The sequence below is a fragment of the Candidatus Thiothrix sulfatifontis genome, assembly GCA_022828425.1.
GTDB classification, from domain to species: Bacteria; Pseudomonadota; Gammaproteobacteria; order Thiotrichales; family Thiotrichaceae; genus Thiothrix; species Thiothrix sulfatifontis.
The window spans coordinates 1,274,799-1,298,327 of sequence record CP094685.1 but is presented as its reverse complement, the minus strand read 5'-3'; the positions used below and the strand labels follow the sequence as shown (position 1 = coordinate 1,298,327).

26 protein-coding genes and 2 CRISPR repeat arrays are annotated in these 23,529 nt (G+C 50.9%); of the genes, 23 read left to right on the top strand and 3 right to left on the bottom strand.

Features of this window, described 5'->3' with window-relative positions; genetic code table 11:
- The first annotated feature begins 234 nt into the window (after positions 1–234).
- From cas10 to L3K52_06575, 12 genes are read left to right on the top strand one after another with little or no spacing between them, the layout of a single operon-like run.
- Entirely contained in the window at positions 235–2,325 is a 2,091-nt protein-coding gene (gene cas10 / locus L3K52_06630) for a type III-A CRISPR-associated protein Cas10/Csm1 (GenBank protein UOG93405.1), read from the top strand.
- Positions 2,276–2,512: a hypothetical protein gene (locus L3K52_06625; GenBank protein UOG93404.1), complete on the top strand. Its 237-nt coding sequence runs from the start codon at positions 2,276–2,278 to the stop codon at positions 2,510–2,512. The genes cas10 and L3K52_06625 overlap by 50 nt, the downstream gene beginning before the upstream one ends.
- Positions 2,463–2,834 carry a hypothetical protein gene (locus tag L3K52_06620; protein UOG93403.1) on the top strand — a complete coding sequence of 124 codons (372 nt, stop codon included), beginning with the start codon at positions 2,463–2,465 and terminating at the stop codon, positions 2,832–2,834. Before L3K52_06625 ends, L3K52_06620 begins: the two co-directional genes overlap by 50 nt.
- A 4-nt stretch (positions 2,835–2,838) precedes the next feature.
- Positions 2,839–3,219, top strand: a complete 381-nt coding sequence (gene csm2, locus L3K52_06615) for a type III-A CRISPR-associated protein Csm2 (GenBank protein UOG93402.1) — start codon at positions 2,839–2,841, stop codon at positions 3,217–3,219.
- 12 nt (positions 3,220–3,231) lie between these two features.
- Positions 3,232–3,948 (top strand): type III-A CRISPR-associated RAMP protein Csm3, encoded by a 717-nt coding sequence (csm3, locus tag L3K52_06610; protein UOG93401.1) that lies wholly within the window; start codon positions 3,232–3,234, stop codon positions 3,946–3,948.
- Between the two features lies 1 nt (position 3,949).
- Entirely contained in the window at positions 3,950–4,435 is a 486-nt protein-coding gene (locus L3K52_06605) for a hypothetical protein (protein ID UOG93400.1), read from the top strand.
- On the top strand, positions 4,411–4,881 hold the full coding sequence (locus L3K52_06600) for a hypothetical protein (GenBank protein ID UOG93399.1): 471 nt from the start codon (positions 4,411–4,413) through the stop codon (positions 4,879–4,881). The genes L3K52_06605 and L3K52_06600 overlap by 25 nt, the downstream gene beginning before the upstream one ends.
- Positions 4,878–5,357, top strand: a complete 480-nt coding sequence (locus L3K52_06595) for a hypothetical protein (protein ID UOG93398.1) — start codon at positions 4,878–4,880, stop codon at positions 5,355–5,357. Before L3K52_06600 ends, L3K52_06595 begins: the two co-directional genes overlap by 4 nt.
- Entirely contained in the window at positions 5,354–6,439 is a 1,086-nt protein-coding gene (locus tag L3K52_06590) for a hypothetical protein (protein UOG93397.1), read from the top strand. The genes L3K52_06595 and L3K52_06590 overlap by 4 nt, the downstream gene beginning before the upstream one ends.
- Positions 6,440–6,494: 55 nt before the next feature.
- A complete protein-coding gene (locus tag L3K52_06585; protein UOG93396.1) occupies positions 6,495–6,782 on the top strand; it encodes a DUF6516 family protein in 288 nt (95 codons plus the stop codon).
- On the top strand, positions 6,779–7,144 hold the full coding sequence (locus L3K52_06580; GenBank protein ID UOG93395.1) for an HTH domain-containing protein: 366 nt from the start codon (positions 6,779–6,781) through the stop codon (positions 7,142–7,144). The genes L3K52_06585 and L3K52_06580 overlap by 4 nt, the downstream gene beginning before the upstream one ends.
- A 19-nt stretch (positions 7,145–7,163) precedes the next feature.
- Complete coding sequence (locus L3K52_06575; protein ID UOG93394.1) at positions 7,164–8,411, top strand: TIGR02710 family CRISPR-associated CARF protein; 1,248 nt, start codon at positions 7,164–7,166, stop codon at positions 8,409–8,411.
- Positions 8,412–8,617: 206 nt separating this feature from the next.
- Positions 8,618–9,486: direct repeats of the CRISPR family, unit length 36 nt; unit sequence TTCTGAAGACCGCCCTGATTTAAAAGGGATTAAGAC.
- A gap of 435 nt (positions 9,487–9,921) precedes the next feature.
- Here L3K52_06575 and L3K52_06570 read toward each other — a convergent pair.
- A complete protein-coding gene (locus tag L3K52_06570) occupies positions 9,922–10,362 on the bottom strand; it encodes a PIN domain-containing protein (GenBank protein UOG93393.1) in 441 nt (146 codons plus the stop codon).
- Positions 10,353–10,622 carry an AbrB/MazE/SpoVT family DNA-binding domain-containing protein gene (locus L3K52_06565; protein UOG93392.1) on the bottom strand — a complete coding sequence of 90 codons (270 nt, stop codon included), beginning with the start codon at positions 10,620–10,622 and terminating at the stop codon, positions 10,353–10,355. Before L3K52_06565 ends, L3K52_06570 begins: the two co-directional genes overlap by 10 nt.
- 862 nt (positions 10,623–11,484) lie before the next feature.
- Between L3K52_06565 and csx16 the strand changes: the two genes are divergently transcribed.
- From csx16 to L3K52_06515, 10 genes are all read left to right on the top strand, one after another.
- The gene (gene csx16, locus L3K52_06560) at positions 11,485–11,781 is read left to right on the top strand and encodes a CRISPR-associated protein Csx16 (protein ID UOG93391.1); all 297 of its coding nucleotides are present in this window, start codon (positions 11,485–11,487) and stop codon (positions 11,779–11,781) included.
- Positions 11,778–12,911, top strand: coding sequence for a DUF1887 family CARF protein (locus L3K52_06555; protein UOG93390.1), 1,134 nt, complete (start codon positions 11,778–11,780; stop codon positions 12,909–12,911). The genes csx16 and L3K52_06555 overlap by 4 nt, the downstream gene beginning before the upstream one ends.
- A 175-nt stretch (positions 12,912–13,086) precedes the next feature.
- Positions 13,087–13,632, top strand: coding sequence for a hypothetical protein (locus L3K52_06550; GenBank protein UOG93389.1), 546 nt, complete (start codon positions 13,087–13,089; stop codon positions 13,630–13,632).
- Positions 13,625–13,915: a CRISPR-associated endonuclease Cas2 gene (locus L3K52_06545; protein ID UOG93388.1), complete on the top strand. Its 291-nt coding sequence runs from the start codon at positions 13,625–13,627 to the stop codon at positions 13,913–13,915. The genes L3K52_06550 and L3K52_06545 overlap by 8 nt, the downstream gene beginning before the upstream one ends.
- A 12-nt stretch (positions 13,916–13,927) precedes the next feature.
- Entirely contained in the window at positions 13,928–14,881 is a 954-nt protein-coding gene (cas1, locus tag L3K52_06540) for a CRISPR-associated endonuclease Cas1 (protein ID UOG93387.1), read from the top strand.
- Positions 14,874–15,644: a CRISPR-associated endonuclease Cas1 gene (locus tag L3K52_06535; protein ID UOG93386.1), complete on the top strand. Its 771-nt coding sequence runs from the start codon at positions 14,874–14,876 to the stop codon at positions 15,642–15,644. The genes cas1 and L3K52_06535 overlap by 8 nt, the downstream gene beginning before the upstream one ends.
- On the top strand, positions 15,644–15,967 hold the full coding sequence (gene cas2 / locus L3K52_06530; protein ID UOG93385.1) for a CRISPR-associated endonuclease Cas2: 324 nt from the start codon (positions 15,644–15,646) through the stop codon (positions 15,965–15,967). Before L3K52_06535 ends, cas2 begins: the two co-directional genes overlap by 1 nt.
- A gap of 13 nt (positions 15,968–15,980) precedes the next feature.
- Positions 15,981–16,571 (top strand): Uma2 family endonuclease, encoded by a 591-nt coding sequence (locus L3K52_06525; GenBank protein UOG93384.1) that lies wholly within the window; start codon positions 15,981–15,983, stop codon positions 16,569–16,571.
- A 180-nt stretch (positions 16,572–16,751) separates the two neighbouring features.
- A CRISPR array of direct repeats spans positions 16,752–18,169; the repeat unit is 35 nt; unit sequence TCTGAAGACCGCCCTGATTTAAAAGGGATTAAGAC.
- A gap of 161 nt (positions 18,170–18,330) precedes the next feature.
- On the top strand, positions 18,331–18,582 hold the full coding sequence (locus L3K52_06520) for a hypothetical protein (protein UOG93383.1): 252 nt from the start codon (positions 18,331–18,333) through the stop codon (positions 18,580–18,582).
- Positions 18,583–18,672: 90 nt separating this feature from the next.
- A complete protein-coding gene (locus tag L3K52_06515; protein UOG93382.1) occupies positions 18,673–19,836 on the top strand; it encodes a DUF2130 domain-containing protein in 1,164 nt (387 codons plus the stop codon).
- Between the two features lie 108 nt (positions 19,837–19,944).
- On the opposite strand, the gene L3K52_06510 is transcribed toward L3K52_06515, so the two are convergent.
- Positions 19,945–20,448, bottom strand: coding sequence for a phasin family protein (locus L3K52_06510; GenBank protein UOG93381.1), 504 nt, complete (start codon positions 20,446–20,448; stop codon positions 19,945–19,947).
- A 256-nt stretch (positions 20,449–20,704) separates the two neighbouring features.
- Here L3K52_06510 and ppc point away from each other — a divergent pair, with 256 nt between their 5' ends.
- A complete protein-coding gene (gene ppc / locus L3K52_06505; GenBank protein UOG93380.1) occupies positions 20,705–23,524 on the top strand; it encodes a phosphoenolpyruvate carboxylase in 2,820 nt (939 codons plus the stop codon).
- Positions 23,525–23,529: the final 5 nt, after the last annotated feature.

The following is a 23,529-nucleotide window of genomic DNA, read 5'->3' as shown; positions in this document are numbered from 1 at the left end:
AACACATTATTCAGCCATAATTTCGACTGGGCTTTCGCTAGACATATTTCAGGGTATTAACACTAGAGAGTCAAGGCTAGGTATCGGGTTTGACAAGCTTGTCATGGGTGACAAGTGGGGGTGTTTAGTTAATACTCAAAGCATAAATTTATTGCATCAACGGCAAAGGGCTTATCATGGCACTAACCTTCAAAGAACCACACATCATCCGGGCGGGTTGCATTAGCGGCATTTTTGCACGACTTGGGGAAGTTTGCAGAACGGGCGCGTATCGACGAAGCCCATCAAAAAGACGCAGACGGCAACCAACGCCGCGACCTGAACGTGCAGCTTTATTGCCCGAAGTATAACGAACGGCATACCCACATCCATGCAGCTTACACCGCGATGGGTTTTGATTTGCTGGAACAGCACATGCCTGATCTGGTCGGGGATGACATGACCCCGTTCAAATCGTGGAAAGATCGCAATGCCGATGATTCATTGATCAATGCAGCGGCAATGCACCACAAACCGGGTACGTTTTTGCAATGGGTGATTGCCACTGCCGACCGCGTAGCTTCTGGTTTTGAGCGCGAGAAGTTTGAGGACTACAACAAACTTGCCGATGATGAAAAAGCCAAACTCAATCACTACACCACCCGCCAGCTCACCCTGTTGGAACAAATCCGGCTGGATGGCAAAGCAGCAGAAAAACTGAATTACCGCTATGCGTTGCAAGCGTTGACGGTTGATAGCCTGTTCCCGCAGAAAAAAGAACAGTGCGAGCCTGAAGGCAACAACGCCAAGGCACAGGCAGAATACAAAGCATTATGGCAGGGTTTCCGTGAAGCATTGACCAAGATTCCCGATGCACACCGCAAAAATCTACCGTTATGGTTAGACCATTTCGATACGCTTTGGCAGGTGTACGCCCATGCCATCCCAGCGGCTACCGTGTCACCGATGAATCAGAACATCAAAGCGGATGTGTCGCTGTATGACCATTCCAAAACCACCGCAGCGTTGGCAGTAGCATTGTGGCAGTACCATCATCAAAACAATCTGGAAACCGGCGAATCCTTAAAACAAGGTTGGGAAACACCTAAATTCTTGTTGGTGCAAGGTGACTTTTTCGGTATTCAAGATTTCATCTTTGCCAGCGGTGGCGAAACCCGTAAACGTGCCGCAAAGCTGTTGCGTGGGCGTTCGTTCTACGTTTCCCTGCTGATGGAATGTGCCGCGCTCAAGATTATGGATGTGCTGGGTTTACCCTCCACTAGCCAAGTGACCAATGCGGCTGGTAAATTCCTGATCGTTGCGCCGAATACGCCAGAAACCATCCAAAAACTCGAAAAGGTGCAGCACGAACTGAATCAATGGTTCATTGACCATACCTTCGGGCAATCGGGCGTAGGGTTGGCGTGGTTGCCTGCTGCGTGCAATGACTTCACGCAAGGCAAGTTCAGCGACTTGATGAAACGGCTGTTTGAGCAATTGGAAAAGGTCAAACTGTGCCGTTTTGATTTGTGTACGGCTGAAGCACCGATGGTATTTGACGGGTTCTTGGATGCGTTCGATAACAATAAAACCGTGTGCGCCATTGATGGGCGTTCACCCGGTGTTGTGGCATTGGAAGATAAATGGATTAGCCGTCTTGCCGCCGATCAAATCAAGGTGGGGCAATACCTGACCAGCTTCAAACGCTTGCTAATAACCCGTGATGACTTGAACCATAACACCCTGAAACTGCCGATTTTTGGTTTCCATGTTAGTTTCACCAAAAGCGAAGATATTACCGGCAAATTCGGACAGTTGGCACGAGAAGCAAACCTGTTGCGAGCCTTCGACTTTTCCTTACCGGATACCGCCGACAAACCATTATGGAAAGGCTATGCCCGCCGCGCCATCAATGCTTGGATTCCGCGCTTCACCAAAGCTGATTTCGACACCTTCGACAAATATACCGATACCGACGAAATCTATGAGAAGGCTGAGGGCGAAACCAAAACACTCAACCATCTTGCCGATGAAGATCAATGGATGGATGAAAAAGGCAATTGGATTGGCATCAGTGCCTTGATGACCTTGAAAGGTGACGTAGACAACCTTGGCATCATTTTTCAACGCGGCATCGGTGCGCCCAGCTTTGCAAAAATGGCGGCATTATCGCGTCAGATGAATGCCTTTTTCTCTATCTGGTTGCCGTATCTGTGCCAGAAGGAATTCCCGAACACTTACACCGTGTTTGCGGGTGGGGATGACTTTTTCCTCGATTGGGCAGTGGCGTTCTACCATGAAACTGGCGCAGCGGATGCAGGTGGAATTCAAACGCTACGTCGGTGAAAACCCCGATGTGCATTTCTCGGCGGGGCTTTCCATCACCAAACCGGGCTTGCCGATCAACTATTTGGCGGATATGGCAGAAGCGGCACTTGATCAAGCCAAGTCTTACAACAAAAAGGGAAATGTTTCACCCAAAAATGCGGTTACATGTTTTGCTCATCCGCGCAAGCTGGGAACATTTCAATGATCTGCTGGAATGTGCCCAGCAACTGAATATCATGCGCAAAGATTTTGATTTGAGTACCGGCTACCTATACGGGCTGCTAAACCTCACCAGTCTTGCCGAAGACCGCAGCAAACCAGAAAACGCCGTTTGGCATTCACGCTTTGTCTACCGCACTTACCGGATGCTGGAAACCCGTCGTCGGGATGGACGCAAGCTGGATGAAACCGAGCGCAGACGTTTGCAAGCTGAATTGAGTCTGGCAATCGCCAGCCAAGGCATCGAAAAACACAAGGGTAACTACCGCATCGCCTTGTTTACCCACATCTATCAACACCGGAGATAAGTGCATGGATATAAAACTGATCAAGTTCAACCCGATTGATGCGGAGTTGTTCAATAGCGTTGCACAACAAACCGCACAAACCTTAGCGGACACGCAAAGAAGGGAACAAAACAAGTCCACCCAAATCCGGCGTTTCTACGATGAATTGCTGATGTGGGAAACCAAAGCCACTCAAAATCCGGCGAAATTTGCGGAGTATCTACCTTTCATCCGCATGTTAAACGCTAAAGCAGCGTATGCCGAAGGGCGCGGGCATGTGGATAATAACTTCACGATGCTCATGCAGCACTGCCTGCAACAAGTGACAGATGACAAAACACTACGCACCTTCAAGCTGTTTTTTGAGGCGATGCTGGGCTTTTACAAACTGGAAAAGAAAGACTGACGGAGAACCGACATGCAATTGACCAATATCCAACTTCTGCAAGGCAAAATCCGCCTGTTGACTGGCTTGCACATCGGTGCAGGTAGCGAAGAAATGCACATCGGTGGCACGGATAATCCCGTCATCAAAAACCCGCTGACCGGACAACCGTATATTCCCGGCTCCAGTTTGAAAGGCAAAATGCGTAGCCTGCTCGAATGGCAACTGGGTGTTGTTGGCTTGACCGAAGGCAAACCGTTGAGCTTCAAAGACATCACCAAAACCCCGAATCAGGCAGCAGCCAAGCAATTGCTGAAGCTTTTTGGTGGTTCGCCTGATCCAAAAAATGACGAAAAACTGATTGCAGAAATCGGCCCCACCCGTCTGGCATTCTGGGATTGCTCACTGAATCAGAACTGGGCAAAACGTGAAGTATCCGACAAAAACCGTCTGTTCACTGAAACCAAAATGGAAAACACCATTGACCGTATTCAAGGTGTCGCGCAACACCCGCGTAATACCGAGCGTGTTCCAGCAGGTGCAGAGTTCGATTTCAGACTGACACTGAAAGTACATGACGGCGAAGACCTGAGCGATATGCTGTTCCAAGGTTTGAAGCTGATCGAATTGACGGGCTTGGGGGGTTCATTGTCACGCGGTTACGGGAAGATTGAATTCGTTGACCTCAAACTGGGCAATACCGACATACAAGCCAAACTGGATGCCGTGACTTTCGGTGAGGCAGCCTGATATGCAAACCCTGACCCTGACATTACGCCCGCTGTCTGCCTTCGGCACATTGCCGATGGGTGACACGCTGTTTGGACAGTTGTGCTGGTTATTGCGGGATGGCATGGGCGAAAGCAAGTTGAAGGAATTGCTCGACGATTATACGACTGGCAAGCCGTTTGCAGTGGTATCCGATGCCTTGCCACACGGTTATGTGCCACGCCCGAATGTACCGCTGTATTTCTTCCAGCCAATCGAAAATGCCGACCGTAAAGCCGTAAAAAAGCAGGCTTGGCTAACCTTGAGCGCACTCGACAAACCGTTTGCGGACTGGTTGTCAGTGTGTGAAGCGAAGGATTTCATTGAAGAACACCTTCAGCAACACAACAGCATCAGCCGTTTAACAGGTACAACCGGGGATGGTTTTGCCCCTATGCGCTGGATCAACACTGGTACAAAGCAGATACCTTGCTGGATGTGCACGTGGTTTTTGATGAGAGCAAATTAACGGCGGAAACACTAACACAGCTTTTCGAGCAAATGGGGAATGTGGGTTTCGGGCGTGATGCCAGTGTTGGTTTAGGCAAATTTGAAGTGCAGGCAACGACCACTCAAGCCTTGCCAGCCAATCCAAACGCCAATGCCGTGCTGACGCTTGCCCCCAGTGCGCCTCAAGGTTTGAACTTTGATGCAGCCAACAGCTATTACCAGCTTTTTACCCGTTTCGGGCGGCACGGTGGGCAGGCTGTACAAGCGGGTAAACCGTTCAAAACACCTGTGTTAATGGCAAAAACAGGCGCAGTCTTCAGTTCAGCACAACTCAGTGCAACGACCACGTTTATCGGGCAAGGGCTGGGTGGAAACGGGCAATTATCCAAACAGATTCCTGAAACGGTGCAACAAGGCTACGCGCCCGTGATTCCGATTCACTTTAAGCCGGTGGAGCAAGCATGAAAACCAACACAATGGAAAGCGTCACCCTGCACATCACGCCGTTATCACCTGTGCATGTGGGGATCGGCGAAGACTACGAACCCACCAATTACGTGATGGAAGAGGAAGCCCTGTTTGCGTTTGACAGCGATGTCGCCAACCGTGTTTTGACCGAACGGCAACGTAAAGACCTGTTGGAGATGGTGAGTAAACCGACTCGCCGCGCCGAAGACATGATCAAACAGGTACAGGATTTCTTCTACAACAACCGCAAGCCATTGGCGGCTGCATCCAGCCATTTCCTGCCTGTCAGTGCTGGGGTGTTTGATTTGTACCAGAAGCGTGTTGGGCAAAGTGCCAACCGTGAAAGCGGTGGCAAAAGCGTGGTCAACAAGTTGGAAATCCAGCGCACCTTTTTCAACCCGTATAGCCGGCATCCATTATTCCCGGTAGCAGTATCAAAGGCGCAATCCGCACTGCTTTGCTGGATGATGTGAATGATGGGAAACCATTGCAGCACCGGAATGAAAAAAATAGAGAACTACAAGAACGTTTGATGCAGGGTAAATTTGCCACTGACCCAATGCGGCTAATCAGCTTGGGCGATGCGAATTACCAGACCCCAACACTCTTTGGTAGTGAAATCCGCTTCGCCGTTGACCGTAAGAAAAAAGAAGTCGTCAAAGACGGGCAAATTGTGCAATCACAAGCTGAAGCCCAAAACCTTTACCAGCTTCTGGAATGTTTGCCAGCACTACGCTACCGCAGTTTTGGTGGCACATTGAGCGTGCAAGACTTGCAAGGCATGACAGGCAAAGGCACACCAACCAAAGAATTACGCTGGACGGTGCAAGATATTGCCTCTACTTGCAATTATTTCTATCACAAGCGTTTCGTCGCCGAAATGAAAGTTTTACGGGAACGTCGCTATCTGCACCCGGACTGGGAAAAACTCGCCGAAGCCATTACCAGTGGCGTGATTTACCAGAAAATGAAAGCAGGCAAAGCCTTTTTGCTACGCGTCGGGCGGCATAGCGGGGCTGAATCTGTCACCATCGAAGGTGTCCGCAGTATCAAAATACTGGAAGGTAAAGGTGCAGACGGCAAACAAAAATCTTCTTACCAAGCAGAAGCTAAAACCGTATGGTTGGCAGCCAACACTGAAAAAGACCGTAGCGGGATGTTGCCTTTCGGTTGGGTATTGGTGGAACTGGATGATGCCTCCGATGCCGAACTGCAAACATTGATGAAACCTTGGCAGGACAAAGACCAGCAACGGCAGGAAAAATTGCAGCAAGCCAGCGGCAAACACAGTGCAGTATTGCAGACACAACAAGCCGCGATTATTGCCGAATCTCAACCGCAAGCCATTGAAGGATACCTGAAATTTAATCTTAAAAATGGCACATTGCACCTTGAGCAAAAGGGCAAGCCAATTGCTTACGCTTACCAGCCTAAAGGACGTGAACTACTGGAAACGTTAGCAGAAAACATCAGAAAAGAGGTGCAAAAGCCCAACTCACGCATCAAAGTCAACGCCGAAGTTAATGGTAAAGATTTAGTCAGGGTTTGGATATAACATCATGCTTAGTATACCCTATATGGCTTTACAAACCCCACAAGAATGACGCATCATGCCAGAATCGAAAGCAAAGCTGCTCCACAAGTTCCGCCAAGCCTACGGTGACGGAATTATTGAAGGCGTGGTATGGGAAGTTCCAACACCTGTACCGCCCTCCGAACATCCGTACAAATACCGTCTGGTTTACATCGTTGAGGGTAAACGTGTGATCGGTTATGACAACGAACGCGGCAAAGGCGACCATAAACATATGGGGGTGCTGGAAGTCGCTTATGTTTTCAACAATGTACCAACGCTATTGGCAGACTTCAAACGTGACCTAGAGGGTGCAATATCATGAGCCATGTACTACACGTCGAAATTCAACCCGCCACTGCTGCCCTAGCCACCTTTAGCGCAACCCTGCAACAGCTCGAAGCAGGCCAAGCCATCGCGCCCCATTTCAGCATCGGCTTTGAAACCGTGCCGCAGTTCGCCAAGGTCTTCACCCCCAAACGCTGGGAGTTGATCAGCGAACTCAAGAAACTCGGCGCGGTTTCCATCTACGAACTGGCAAAACGGCTGGATCGCCACTACCGCAATGTACATCAGGATGTCGCCTTGCTCAGCGAATGGCTGGTGATCGAGAAAGACAAACACGGTAAGGTCTTCGTGCCTTGGGATGAAATTGATGTGCGCTTGCCGTTGCAAGCTGCCGCTTAACTTGGGATAAAAACACCGCATGAAAACACTAATTTGCACTGTCGGTGGTTCACACCAACCGATTATCAAAGCCATCCAAGACAATGAGCCGGACTTTGTGCTGTTTGTGTGTTCGGAAGACGATGCAGGCGGCAATCGGGGTTCTTACGAGCAAATACTCAAAGCGGGTATCTTCCTCAAACAAGGGCGCGATGACCCGAAGCCAACCTTGCCCAATATTCCCACCCAACTTGATTTGCCAGTAGCGCGTTATCAGGTCTTGTGCGTTTACGCCGATGATCTTGATCACGCTTACCGCCAGATTGCCGAGTGTATTAATGTTTACGTGCAACGTGGCGACAACATCGTTGTTGATTACACAGGCGGCACTAAAACCATGTCAGCAGCGCTGTGTTTACCCGCGTTGGATCATGATGACATTAGCCTGCAATTGGTCACAGGAGTCCGGGCAGATTTGCATAAGGTGAAAGACGGTACGGAAGAATCCCAAACAGCGGAAATTGGGCGTACCCGTTTTAAACTCAAAGCCACCCAAGCCTTGGAAGCTTGGCAGCAATACGCCTACGACGATACTTTGCAACAATTACGCAAGCAAAAACCAGCGCATCGCGAAGACAAAGCCAGACTGACCGCTATCCGAGAACTCAGCCGTGCGTTTAGTCATTGGGATCGTTTTGATCATGTGGCAGCACAAATAATTCTGCAAAACCTGCCGCGCTATGAGCATGAGTTAAAACCTTACTTGGCTAATCTGCGGGATTTGTGTCGTGAAGGTAAGCGTCAAATGCCGAGTCGTCTGTTGGATTTGTGGCGCAATACCCAAAGGCGGGCGACCCAACAACGCTATGATGATGCGACTGCCCGTGCTTACCGCTTGACTGAGTGGACTGCTCAGTGGTTATTGGAGGCGCAAGCCAATATCAAAACCAGTGAGGTTCCAGCGGATAAAATCCCTGAAGGCATGGAGTTGCATGAACAAAAAGGTAAATATTTGGCGTCATTAATGCAAGCTTGGCAATTGGCAGCATTGCATGGTAGGCCGGAAGTGGCAGAATTCTGGAAAAATCATGAAGGGCGTTTGAAAAATTGGCTGCAAATCAGGAATTACTCCATTCTCGCACACGGTTTTGAAGCCATTTCACTGGAAAAGTGGCAAGAAATCGAAAGATTCATGGAAGATGCCCTTATTCCATTGATTTTATCGCAAGTAAACGGTCTGGGGATGCGCGAACTTCCGGCACAGCTCCCGCAGACCTTTGTTGTTTGACAGTATCAACGGAACTGCCGAATAATCCTTCCATTTTTCAAAAAATCATTGTAAAATCAGCACACTAACACGAAAAACCTGAGCGTGTCGCTTCTTTAACAATCTGCCAGTGATACATTTTCGCCCAAGGCAACTTTTTATACAGTGAATTTCCTGCTAAGGGTCTCTGTAACCCATTGATTCAAAAGGCCGATTAGACACGAGCCTTCTGAAGACCGCCCTGATTTAAAAGGGATTAAGACTATTTCTTAGCACCAAACGTCAACACAGCAGCTTCTGAAGACCGCCCTGATTTAAAAGGGATTAAGACTTTTCTGCTTTTTTACGACACGCTTTACAGCAATAATTCTGAAGACCGCCCTGATTTAAAAGGGATTAAGACTGCCTGCTCCTTCATCTTACGGTACATCTTAGGCTTCTGAAGACCGCCCTGATTTAAAAGGGATTAAGACTGAGAGCATGACATGACCTTAGTGTACTCTTCTTTCTGAAGACCGCCCTGATTTAAAAGGGATTAAGACGGATTTTGTATTTCTTACCCGACGTGACGTTGTATTCTGAAGACCGCCCTGATTTAAAAGGGATTAAGACTTGTGAACATGGTTGATACCTCTTATTTAATCGTTCTGAAGACCGCCCTGATTTAAAAGGGATTAAGACGCCCTGCCAACCCGCTAGGAGAGGAGGAGTTACTTCTGAAGACCGCCCTGATTTAAAAGGGATTAAGACTTTACCCATCCTGCATAGTTATCTTCAACATCATTCTGAAGACCGCCCTGATTTAAAAGGGATTAAGACGTTTTGCGGTTTACTTTGGTAACATAACCAAAATCTTTCTGAAGACCGCCCTGATTTAAAAGGGATTAAGACTCCCATTTAATCCTTTTTCGTAAACAAATTTCTTCTGAAGACCGCCCTGATTTAAAAGGGATTAAGACCCTAAATGTGGTATTCAATTCCCGATCTATCGCTTCTGAAGACCGCCCTGATTTAAAAGGGATTAAGACTTGAACCTTTCGCCTTTATCGCTTTCGGATGATTCTGAAGACCGCCCTGATTTAAAAGGGATTAAGCCTCTTTCATTACAAAATCTTTTAGTCCGAACTAAGATTTTCAGGATTAAAAGATTTCCAAGATGCCCACTTACATCCCACTAATCCTTTAATCCTAAAAATCCCAGTTCAAGACAAAAATCAAAGAGAATATTTATGATTAATATATTAAGTCTAAAAAACGAAGGAGATTCATAGCCTTTAACTAACTGGAGAAAAGGTTATGGGGTATCTCAAAAAACCCAAAACACACAGTGAAGCAAAACTGTATTTTGATGCCATTGACCAAGATGTTAAACCTCGCGCCAAGCGCTGCCCTAAAGGTCTTGCTAATGCGTGGGATGACAAAATCAAGGCCTGTTATCACCATAAATGCTGGAAACGTCACCGTGTGACGCAATACAAATAGTGATGCGCTGCATCTCCCTTCGGAGGTGCAGTTTCACCACCTGCTATTTTTAAAGCATTAGCTTGCTGATAATAATGGGTGTGATGTGTGGCGGAAACTTGATCCGGTCATCATTGGTAACAAAATAGGTACAGCCGCTGGTGAGTGCGGTGATCAGATGGATGGTATCCGGCAACTTGTTCTTGAAAAACGCCCGCAATTGCGCCGCATCTTTGAGGATTTGGCGTGATACCGGAATGACCAGCAACGCCTCAGACGGGCTGATATGCTGCTCATATTGCATCTGTGACCCGACATCCTGTTTCTCGAACGGTTTGACCAAACACTCTGCCAAAGTCAGCTCACTGGTGACACTGATACTGCCTGTCGCTGCAATCACTTCAAACAACGCTGTTACCTGCCCGACAAATTCGGGGTGTGCTTCCAGCGCATAAATAAACGCATTGGCATCCAGATAAAAAATACCCTTGCCAATGCTGCTCAGTTCCATTCATCCCTCAGCTTGCGGATAAAGTTATCGGCATCCTGCGCGGATTTGTACAGGTTGCTGCCCTTGTTCGCCCCAATCATTGCCAACAAGGGGCTGCGGGGTTGTACAGCCGGACGTTGGCTCACCGCTTGGGGAACTAACACCAGCAATCCATCCTGTTCCCGTACTTCCAGCATATCGCCTTCGTGCAGGTTGAGGCGTTTGCGCAGGGCTGCGGGAATCGTCACCTGATATTTGTGTTTTACCTGAACATAGGTCACGGGCATCACCTAAACGTTAGAAAATTGGAAAGTCAAACTTAACCATTGAGTCTAGGCGTTTGTATGCAAGAGTCAATAAGCATTGAAGACTCATTTGTTACTGAGTAAAATTACTCAACACACTGAGTAATTCGGAGAGCCACATGCACCAACGCCCGCAACTGGCGCAGCTTACCAGCCGTTTGCAACAACCACGCCGCTTCCTGCATCTGCTTGCTGGCGATTGAGGTCAAAAGCGGGCGCAATAAAGGCGTGGTTGGCTTAAACCAACACCTCGCTTTTCCACCCCTCCACCGTCTTCGCCTCACCTTGATCTACTGCCTTCGCTATTTATTTTTAGCTTGATCAGCCATGTATTACTACAATACCAAGGTGTTTTTAAGTTAAGAGGTCATGGTTATGTCAACACGGTCAAGAATAAAACTAATGCATCAAGGTGTGGCTCTTGCGCCATTTATTACTCTCACGATGGTCATGTGTGGAATTTTGCACCTGAATTAATTGAAGCACTTCAGGCAACAACGCCTCGCAGTCTTTTAGCAAACAAAGCTATGCTCAAACTTATGGGTCTATACGCTCTGGATGCAGATGGTGAAAGAGATATGCATCTGGATTATTTATGCGAAGTTGATTTATCCCAAGAAGATTAGATGATCAGGCTGAGTGAGTGGGGCGAAGGATTGGTATTTGAAGGCAACCTGACGGCGTTTTCCCAACAATATGGCAAGAAAGATAATCGGTAAACCCTGCTTTCGGTGATGCGCCAAGTATAGCACGACAAGCTTGCCAACCTCGCGCCGCCCCCTGCCCTGCTTTACACTGCGGTTTTTCTAACATAACGCGGATACAACAAGGGGAAACCATGACCACTTACTTCATCTCGCGCCACCCCGGTGCGGTCGATTGGGCAGAATCGGAAGGCTTTCACGTCGATGAGCGGCTGGCGCATTTCGATGTGGCTATCGTGCAGCCGGGTGACAGAATCCTTGGCACGTTGCCGATCAATCTGGTGGCGGAAGTGAATGCGCGGGGCGGCACGTATTTTCACCTGACGTTGGAATTGCCAGCGGATGCGCGGGGTAAGGAATTGACGGCGGAAGATATGCGTACCTACGGGGCGCGGTTAGAAGGCTATGCGGCACAACGGAAAGCCGTATGAAAACCCACCTTTACCTCGTTTCTGGGCAAGCAACACCCAATATTACGCCCACGCTGGATGCCGACATCCGCCCTGACCGAGTTATCCTGCTGGTCAGCCCTGACATGCAAACCCGTGCAGACTGGCTGGAACAAGTCCTGAAAGCGACAGCAGGTGTCAAAGTATCGCGTTGGTCAATTGAACACCCGTGGAATATCGAACACATCCGCGACCGGGTGCTGGATTTGCTGGTGCAACACGATGATGAAAACATCATGCTGAATGCCACGGGCGGAACCAAGCCGATGAGCATTGCCGCTTATGAAGCCTTTCGCGCCTTGGACAAACCCATTTTCTATGTGCACCCGGAAAAAGACCAAATCATCTGGATGCATCCAACGGGTCAAGCCCGCCATCAGCTTGCACAGCGTATCCGTATTCCACACTTCATCCAAGCACACGGGCGACGGGTAACGGAACGTGGGTCAGTGCAAGTGCCGCCGGATTACCGTGACTTTGCGCAGGAGCTGATTCAACACATCCAGTATTTTTCCGGGGCGCTCGGTGTATTGAACTGGTATGCCAATACAGCGGAACGTAGCCTGCGCTCGGAGGTACTGGACAAGCAACACCAGCGATTTGATGCCTTGCAAGACTTGCTCGACCGACTCGAACAGATCGGTGTATTGCAACAACAGGATCAACGTCTGGTGTTCAGCAGCGAATCAGCCCGCTTTTTTGCCAACGGTGGCTGGTTGGAACAGTACGTGTTTGCCACGGTGAACAGCCTGAAAAAACAGCTTCCGTCGATTCAAGACACCGCGCAAAGCCTGTCAGTGGAACGTGACCCCGGCAAAATCCCCAATGAACTGGATGTGGTGTTTTTAGCGGATAATCGCTTGCACCTGATTGAATGCAAAGCCAAAAACTTTAAGCGCGGCGATAGCCACAGCGGGGCGGAAACGCTCTACAAACTCGACAGTCTGGCGGATGCGATTGGTGGCCTGCAAGCGCGTGCCATGCTGGTCAGCTACAAACCGTTGCCGGATTACGACATGCAGCGAGCCAAAGACTTACGCATCAAGGTGCTGCATGGCACGCAACTGCAACAACTGCGTAGCCATCTGGAGCAATGGATGCAGCCTAACTGACAAGCTTGTCATTGCCGACTTCTTCCCCTATTTGCGGCATGATGTTTCAAAGACCCTCACCCCAACCCCTCTCCCATAGGTAGAGGGGCTAAGAAAAACAAGCTCTTGCCCCCCTCTACCTATGGGAGAGGGGGCTGGGGGGTGAGGGTTCTTTAACGTTCAAACAGGGGACACCATGCAACCACTACTCGACATTATCACCACCATCCTCGACCCGCTCGGTATCGTCATCGGGCTAATCCTCGCCATTCCGGTGTTCTGGACGTGGTATCAGGTGGTATGGGGCAATCGCCGCCGTTACCGCCAATACCTGCAAGCCATCCGCACCGCTCCGGGCAATCGCCCTGCCATTTTCATTATCGACTTGTTGCCGGGGCGCAATATCCGCGCGGCGGTGGAAAACTATTGCCAGCAACACGACAACTTGCGCGACATTCCGCGTGAACGGGTGTTTCACCTGCAACGTGACGGGCTGGGCGTGTATCAACTCGATGCCTTCAAAGCCAGTGTGCGCCAGCAAGTCGGGAAAATGTACGCGCAAGGCGTTGACCGTATCCACTACTTCCACGCAGGCCCCGGCATGGCGGCGGCAATGGTCGGCGCGGAACTCGGCAACGGTTGCCCGGTGCTGTTGTATCACCACGAGGGTGAGGGCTACCACGGGTTTGGCTTGCTGAAACTGCCCGCCGTACCCGCGTTTAGTGGGGTGGAACATGGCTGACAGTCAGCGGGTGTTGTACCTCGCGGCGTATGACGTGAGTGATGCGGGGCGGCTGCGGGCGGCGTTGCATTGTGTGCGGGCGTATGCCACGGGTGGGCAAAAGTCGGTGCATGAGGTGTGGTTGACGGATGCGGAAAAAGGCGAATTGCTGGGCGATATGAGCTTTATTCTGGATGAGGATGACGACAGTTTTCTGCTGATTCGGCTGGATGCGCGGCAGACAGTGCATACGCTGGGCTTGGGGGTCGCGCCGGTTGACCCGGACTGGTTTTATCTGGGGTGAAGGGGGGGAATCATGACAACGTTATACATTGATCATAAAAATGCCACGTTGGAGGTGGAAGGCGCAACGCTGGTGGCGCGGCTGGGTGAGGTGCGCCAGCGCCCGGTGCCGTTGGCGTTGCTGGAGCGGGTGGTGTGCCTTGCCAATGTGCAATTGGATACCAGCGTATTGGGGACATTGGCGGAACACGGCATTGCGTTCAGTGTTGCCAGCCAGCGCAAACCGCAGCGGCGGGCGGTGTTGCTGGGCAGCGGGCATAACGATGCCAGCATTCGTTTGCTGCATTATCGGCTGGCGCAAGATTCGGCGTGGCGGCTGGCGTTTACGCGGCAGGTGTTGGCGGCGAAATTCGCGGCGCATTTGCGCTTGTTGGATGAGATGCTGGTGGAGCGGGCGGATCAGCGTAAGGCGTTGACGGATGCGCAGCAGCAATTGCGGACGCAATTGGCGAATCTGGAAAACGCCGAAAGTTTGGCATCGTTGTTGGGGATGGAAGGCGCGGCGGCGCGGGCAATGTTTGGCGCGTTTGCGGCGGTGTTGCCTGCGGCGTTGGGGTTTGCGGGGCGTAAACGGCGTCCGCCGCCTGACCCGGTGAATGCTACCTTGTCGCTGGCGTATACCTTGTTGCATAACCGCGCGGTGCAGATTATCCACACGCATGGGCTGGAGCCGTTGCTGGGGTTTTATCACGAAACCAGTTTCGGGCGGGAATCGTTGGCATCGGATTTGATCGAGGTGTGGCGACCGCACATTGATGCGTGGGTGTGGGAATGTTTTCGTACCCAGACGTTGCGCGAACACCATTTCAAGACGGATGTGAACGGCTGCTTTTTGGATAAGGCGGGGCGGCAGGTGTTTTTTGCGAGTTTGGAAACGCGCTTGCGCCCCTTGGGGCGGGCGATGCGCTGGCAGGTGCGTGGGTTGATCAAAGCCATGCGGGAATGGGAGGGGGAATCTTATGCGTAAACCGTTGTATTTGGATGTGGCGCAGGCGAATGCGGTGGGGTTGGATGCGGTGGCGTTGCGGGTGCAAGCGCATGAGCAGGCGGATCGTTTTTACCCGTTGCGGCGCATTTCGCGGGTGGTGGTGACGGGTAAGGTGGAGTGGGAAACGGCGGCGTTGCTGGCGTGTCTGGAATACGGGATTCCGGTGGCATTTCGCGGGCGCGATGGGGTGTTGGTGGGGCATTGTTTGAGTGACCGCAGCAGCCAAACCTCGTTGGAGGCGTTGTTGCACGCTTGCGCGGATGATGCGCTGGGGGATGCGTTGTATCAGCAGTGGCGGGTGCATGAGGAAAGCCGCTGGGTGCAGCGCATGGCGCGGGCTTGCCAACGTCCGTTACTGGGGTCGGTGGCGCAGCGGGTGATGGCGCAGGTGGAACCGTTGGTGCAGGCGCAATTGCCGTGCCGCTTTGCGCTGTTTGTGGCGCAGTTGCAAGCGCCGATTGCCAGCCATGTGAGTGAGGTGCTGGCGGTGTATGGGTTTAGTGACAATATCCAGTTGCCGTTGACGCGGCGGGTGCATCTGTCGCGGGATGTGGAAAAGCTGTTGCTGCTGGAAGCGTATTGGCTGGTGGTGCGTGGGGATGTGCCGCAGGTGTTTGCGGAAAAGGGTTTGCGTTACAGCATGGTGCATTTTTACGAAACGCATCACGGGCATTTTGAGGAACGCGCACGGGTGGCGTTGAATCGCTTGTGGCGTTTGCTGAAACATCAGGAGGCGGACTAATGGCGCATCGGCGTTTGCCGCATATTATTGCGTATGACATTGCCAGCCCTAAGCGGTTGGGGCGGGTACACCGTTACCTGAAAAAGATTGCGTTGCCGTTGCAGTATTCGGTGTTTTTGATTGAGTTGGATGCAGAACGGCGCGAGAAGGTGTTGAAGCATTTGCGTACCTTGATCCACCCCAAGCAGGATGATATTCGGGTGTACCCGTTGCCGAATGCGCCGGAGTGGGTGACGTTGGGCAAGGCGTTGTGGGATGACGGCGTGCTGCTGACGGGGGCGAAGTTGCCTGCACAACTGCGCTATAATCGGGATACGTTGTAGATGGAGTATGGCTATGTTGCTGAGCAAGATAACACCCGATCATCCGGCTTACATCAGCGAACAGGCGTATTGGGAAGGTGAAAAACGCGCTGAGATACGCCATGAATACGTGAAAGGCAAAGTGTTTGCTATGCCGGGTAATTCACGGCGACATAACCATATCGTGTTGAATGTAGCGCTCGCCTTGGATTTGGCAGGGAAATCCATTGGCTGCCCGGTTAATATATTGACAGTCAAAGTTCGGGTGCAAGGTGCTGATGCTTATTACTACCCGAATGTGATGGTAGGTTGTGAACGGGATGATACTCATGCCTATTATCTGGAAAAACCGTGTTTGTTGGTGGAGGTAGGTTCTAAAGCGACTGCGTGGAAAAACTTCACCGAAAAAGCCCTTGCTTACCAAAAACTGGCATCGTTACAGGTTTATTTGATTGTGGCGCAAGATCAGCCGTTAGTGACAATGTATTACCGCGATGCAGAAACGGGCTGGGAAGTGGCGCGGTTTGATGCGCTGGAACAAGCGCTCATTCTGCCCTGCCCTGAGAGCATGTTGACACTGGCGGAGATTTACGAAGGGGTTGATTTTACCCAACCTGCTGAATAATCCTTCCATTCGCCGCTAAATCATTGTAAAATCAACCCATTAACACGCAAAACCTGAGCGTGTCGCTTCTTTAAAAACTCATCTTGTTGTATTTTCGCCCAAGACAACTTTTTGCACAGTGAATTTCCTGCTAAGGGTCTCTGTAACCCACTGATTCAAAAGGCCGATTAGACACGAGCCCTCTGAAGACCGCCCTGATTTAAAAGGGATTAAGACACCACAAACAGGGCATTCTGCCTGATGCTTAACCTCTGAAGACCGCCCTGATTTAAAAGGGATTAAGACCAGCCCTCATTGTGATTAAAGTCTTCTAAAGCTCTGAAGACCGCCCTGATTTAAAAGGGATTAAGACTTCCGTGATTCACGCGTGCACGGGAAATACGGCTCTGAAGACCGCCCTGATTTAAAAGGGATTAAGACCCCTTGACCCGTCGTGTACCCCTTCATTGCCCTCTCTGAAGACCGCCCTGATTTAAAAGGGATTAAGACTACTTGACCCGCACCTTCCTTGGTGCATGTTCTCTGAAGACCGCCCTGATTTAAAAGGGATTAAGACTGTCGCCAAGCCTTACATCCATTGGTGCAACGGCCTCTGAAGACCGCCCTGATTTAAAAGGGATTAAGACGCCTCTTCTTCAGGCACGCTGGCAATCTTGCCATCTCTGAAGACCGCCCTGATTTAAAAGGGATTAAGACGTGTTGGGTTCCACAGAGCCCCGGAACGTGATAGCTCTGAAGACCGCCCTGATTTAAAAGGGATTAAGACAATAATTTTTATTCTGTACAGCAAATTTTGACTCTGAAGACCGCCCTGATTTAAAAGGGATTAAGACGTTCCAAAAGTCACGTTGCTCATAACACAAACTCTTCTGAAGACCGCCCTGATTTAAAAGGGATTAAGACATTTTGCTAGACCATTGTGTTACCTCAATTTCTTCTGAAGACCGCCCTGATTTAAAAGGGATTAAGACACGGTTTCTTTGAACGTATAGCGTACCTTAGTAGGTTCTGAAGACCGCCCTGATTTAAAAGGGATTAAGACGTTTTAGATACTTTACCAATTGAAAAAGACACTTCTGAAGACCGCCCTGATTTAAAAGGGATTAAGACCACCTCTATTGTGCGTTTTTGGGAAGTGGAATGGTTCTGAAGACCGCCCTGATTTAAAAGGGATTAAGACCTCATCATCCCGCCTTCTTTTGCGTAGTGAAAAATTCTGAAGACCGCCCTGATTTAAAAGGGATTAAGACCCGTCAAATCTAGCAATAGCATTATCGGTACTATTTCTGAAGACCGCCCTGATTTAAAAGGGATTAAGACTTGGTAAGTAAGTGTTAGTTTGTTGGCAACAAGTTCTGAAGACCGCCCTGATTTAAAAGGGATTAAGACGATGACAAGCTGGCTGATTCGGCATCTGCAAAAATTCTGAAGACCGCCCTGATTTAAAAGGGATTAAGACGCTTGATCTTCTTCGTTACACCCGTTTCAAGGTTTCTGAAGACCGCCCTGATTTAAAAGGGATTAAGACGAATCCCGACACACCTTTGAAGGTAGAAAGAGGTTTCTGAAGACCGCCCTGATTTAAAAGGGATTAAGACGCCTTTCGATTCATGAGGGTAGCTTTAATTTCAGCAAAAGTGTCGGACTAAAGTCCGACCTACGGGTCACGCGCTTAAATTAATCGTTGTGCTCTATACGCCCATCTCCTCCGCTGCTATCATTAATTTAACTTATTAATAAAAACAGCACGGGGCTTCTCATGGCAACACGCATACACACCGCTATCGCCGGTTCGATCTTCGCGGGCATCGGCTTATTCTGGGTGCTCGGCACCGCGATTGAAGCGTTTGGCATTTACCAAACCCTCGCCAGCATCGTACTAACCCTCGCGCTCGCGGTGTTCTACCGCATCGGTTACAGCGACGGCAAACACGCCTGCTACATGAACGCCAAACCCGGTGACACCACACCACCACGCGCCGAACCGCTGCGCCGCGAACCCCGAATGTAAACGCCCCCCAACACTGACAAGCTTGCCAAACTGCCCTTCGTCGCGGGTTGCGCCTATACTCTGCGCATCCAGTAACCAAGGGCTATCACCATGCAAGACACCACCATCGAATGCCACCAGTGCGGCACAACCATTGCCATTTCCGACGTACTACGCGGGCAAATGCGCCAAGAACTCGCCGCCGAACAGCAACAAGCGATCATTGCCGCCACCGCCCGCGCCGAACAACAAGCGCAACAGCGCCTGCAACACGAGCGCGAACTGCTGCAACAACAAGTGAGCGAACAACAGCGCCAAGCCTTGCAAGACATTGCCCTGCTGAAACAACAACTCGACGCCAGCCAACAGCGCATCGCCACCGCTAACCAAGCCGAGCTGCAATTGCGCCAAGAAAAAGCCGAACTCGAAGCCCGCGCCCGCGACATGGAAATCGAAATTCAACGCCGTCTCGACACCGCCCGCCAGCAACTCGAACACAGTCTGCGCAATCAAATCGCCGAGGAACAAGACCTCAAGCTCAAACAAAAAGATCAGCAAATCAGCAATCTGCTCAAAGACTTAGAAAACGCCAAACGCCGCAGCGAACTCGGTTCCCAAGAGTTACAAGGCGAAGTGCTAGAACAGGACATGCAAACCACCCTGCAACACACCTTCCCGCACGACAGCATCCAACCCGTGCCGAAAGGAATGCGCGGCGCGGATATTATCCAAACCGTGATCAACAGCCAGTTGCAAGAATGCGGCGCGATCATTTGGGAATCGAAAAACACCAAAGCTTGGCAACCCGCTTGGCTCGACAAACTCAAAGAAGACCAACGTACCGCCGGAGCAGCACTGGCAGTCTTGGTGTCGGTCGTTGTGCCGGAACAGATTCGCGGTTTCGGGCGCATTGACGGCATCTGGGTCAGTGATTTGAAAAGCTGGCCTGCCCTCGCCGCCGTATTGCGCGAACAATTGCTGGCGGTGAGCTTTGCACGCGCCGCCAATCAGGGTTTGGATGCGAAAATGGAATTGCTGTGGCGTTACCTGTCCGGTGACGAATTCCGCCAACGGGTGGAAGCGATTGTGGAAGCCTTCGACACCATGCAAGCGCAAATCCACAAAGAACGCCGCGCGATGGAAAAACATTGGGCAGAACGTGAAAAGCAGTTGCAACGGGTGATCGGCAGCACGACAGGCATGTACGGCGCATTGCAGGGGATTATCGGTCACGCCATGCCGGTAGTGGCGGCGCTGGAATTTGACGCGGAATAGGCAAAAAATTGCCCGCTACAAGAGCGGGCAATGGAGGAGAAGCGGGTCAGGTCGCTAGAGAGAGGAGAGGAGGAGTTACACACCCTGACCCACTGTCAAAACCGTTATTTAAGCAGCTTTGGTTTTAGCAGCAACTTTCTGAGTGGCTTCAACCGCTTTATCAGCCGCTTCTTTGGTCATTTCAACGACTTCAGCAGACGCTTTTTCAACCGCAGCGGTAGTTTTTTCTACGGCTTCAGTCGCAACTTTTTTACCTGCTTCTACCGCTTGCTCAGCACCAACTTGGGTGTATTTTGCCGCTTCTTCCATGATGGCAGTCAGTTCGTCACGCACGGATGTCAACATTTCGGTAGCTTCACGCATGTTAGCTACCCATTTTTCGCCACAAGTGCGCGTCACGTCTTGTTGCATGGCGGTCAGTTCAGTCAAGTCTTTGACTTTAGTCGCTGCTTCTGCGTTTTTAGTGCCCATTTCGACGCAAGATTTCATCAGGTCAGCTTGCTTAGTCGCCAGTGTTTCAAACGTTTTCATGTTCAGTTCGCCGATTTTCTTGGCAGAAGCCATGGCGCTGTCACTGAATTGTTTGACGATGTTCATCATTTCGTTTTGCATATTGTATCTCCTAGTGCGGTTGTGAAATTGGGGGTTGCCATGCATTCCTGCATTTGATGCAGTGCACAATATCGCTTTCCCAAAACAGAGTCAACGACTTTTTTGCTGCATTGCAACAAAACGCCAAAACTTCACGCGTTTGTCATCTTTTACTGGCGGCTTTGTGGCTTGTGACACTTCAGGCATAATGCCGGTCTACTTTTTGCATGTTTTTTGCATGTAATTGTGTATTAACTATCAGGGGACACCACAGACCATGAATTTCACTACAGAAAAGCCTTTCGACGTTGCCAAGTTGCAGCACAATATTCGCCAGTTTGGTGAACTGCTAGGCGAAATCATCAAGGAACAGGAAGGCGAAGCCGTGTATACCATGGTGGAAAAATTACGCCGTGGCTACATTCGCCTGCGTAAAAATAACGATGACGCCGCCCGCACCGAGTTGATGCAATTGATTGACGCGCTGGATGTGGACATGCTCGAACAAGTGATTCGGGCGTTTAACACCTTTTACATCCTCACCAATATTGTCGAAGAAGATTTCCAGCACCGTGAACGCCGCCGCGAAATCCAAAAAAATGACAGCGAATTGTGGAAAGGGTCGGTACGTCGCACCGTATTGGAGCTTCAGCAAGAAGGCTTGACTGCCGAGCAAATGCAAAGCCTGTTGGATCAAATGCGCTACATTCCGGTATTCACCGCGCACCCCACCGAAGCCCGCCGCCGTACCCTGATGGAAATTCAGCGCCGCATCTTTTTGGTGATCGACCAGCTCAATAATCACCCCGAAGAGAGTGAACGCGAATCGCTGATGCGCCACCTGAAAGCGCAAATTCAGCTCATGTGGCGCACCAACGAAGTGCGTACTCGCAAGCCCACGGTTGAAGATGAAATCCGTTACGGCTTGTACTACTTCCGCGAATCCTTGTTTGACGCCATTCCCATTGTTTACCGTTATTTTGAACGCGCTACCCGCAAAGCCTACGGCTGGGGTGCTGTCACCGTGCCCAGTTTCCTGCGCTTTGGCTCGTGGATCGGCGGCGACCGTGACGGCAACCCGTTTGTCACCCCCGCCCTGACGCGCAAAGCGATTCGGATGCAAATGCAGCTCGCCCTGCAAGCCTATATTCACCGCGTGCAAGACTTGCGTTCGATCCTCTCGCATTCGGTGGAATTCATCACTCCGACCCCGGAATTCACCGCGTATTTGCAGCAAGAAGACCAGCGCATCGGTATCGGCGAAGTCATCTTTCATTACGCCCACGAAAGTTTTCAGCAAGAACCTTACCGGCGCTTGCTCAGCATAATGCACCACAAATTGCGCCAAACGCTCGAAACCGTGAATGCACGCCTGCAAAGTGAACACGCGCAACTTTCAGCCGATGCTTACACCGATGTCAGTGAATTCATCAACGAGTTGTACCTGATTCGCGACTCGCTGCGCAGCCACGGCGACTGGGTAATTGCCGGGCGCGAACTCAAAGACCTGATTCGTTTGGCCGAAACCTGTGGGTTTGGCTTGTACAAACTCGACATTCGCCAAGAATCCACCATCCACAGCGAAACCGTCGCCGAAGTGCTGCAACTCTCCGGTCTGTGCCACAACTACTTGGAATTGCCCGAAGCCGAACGCATGGAAGTGCTGGCGGAATTGATTCTACGCCCACGCTTACCCATGCCACACCGCCCCAAGCTCAGCGAACGCACGGCCGAAACGCTGGAAATTTTCGACTCCATTGTCGAAATGCGTAACGAAGCGGGCGCGGGCATTTTCGGCACTTACGTGATTTCGATGACGCATCACGCCAGCCACATTATGGAAGTCATGTTGTTGGCACACATGGCGGGCTTGGTCGGTTACGATGCGCAGCGCGAATTGTTCTGCCACATCCAGATTTCACCGCTGTTTGAAACCATCGACGACCTTAAGCGCATTAGCAGCGTGTTAAGCCATTTGCTGGAAAATGACGCGTATCGTGCCTGCTTAACCGCGTCAGGCAATCTGCAAGAAGTGATGCTGGGCTATTCCGACTCGTGCAAAGACGGCGGCATCCTCGCTTCCAACTGGAACTTGTACAACGCACAGCAAGAAGTCATTGCCCTGACCGACCGTTACGGGGTGAAATGCCGTTTGTTCCACGGGCGCGGCGGCACGGTTGGGCGCGGCGGTGGCCCGACTCACGAAGCGATTATTGCGCAACCACCCGACACCGTACACGGGCAAATCAAATTCACCGAACAAGGCGAAGTGTTGGCGGCAAAGTACAGCAACGTGGAAACGGCAGTGTATGAATTGGGCGTGGGTTGCACCGGGCTGCTCAAAGCCAGCGTGGGTTTGCTGAAAAAACGCGGCGCATATCCCGACGAATTCCACCAAGCCATGTCCACGATTGCGGCGAGCGGCGAACAGCATTACCGCCAATTGACCGACTGGACGCCGGGGCTGATGGATTATTTCTACGAAGCTACCCCGGTGCAGGAAATCGCCTTGCTGAACATTGGCTCACGCCCGTCACACCGCAAGAAAACCGTGCGTGACAAAGGCTCGATCCGTGCGATTCCGTGGGTATTCGGTTGGGCGCAATCGCGGCATACCCTGCCCGCTTGGTACGGCATCGGCACGGCGTTAAGCACGTTCCGCGCAGCACACCCCGACAACGGCAAATTGCTGGAACGCATGTATGCGCAATGGCCAGCCTTCCGTTCCTTGCTCAGCAATACGCAAATGGCGTTGTACAAAGGCGAAATGGATACCGCCAAGGAATACGCCGCCCTCGCCAGCGATCAGGAGAATGCGCAGCAGATTTTTACTGACATCCGCACCGAATACGAGTTGACGGTGGCGGAAGTGCTGGCGGTAGCACACATCAGCGGGCTGATGGAAGAAACGCCATTGCTGCAATATTCACTGCAACGCCGCGACCCTTACCTTGACCCGCTGAACCATATCCAGATCACGCTGATCCGGCGGCATCGGCAGTATGTGGCGGAAACGGGGAATACCGATTCGCCTTGGTTGCCGACCTTGTTGCGGACGATTAATGCGATTGCAGCGGGGATGCGCAATACGGGGTAAGCCTT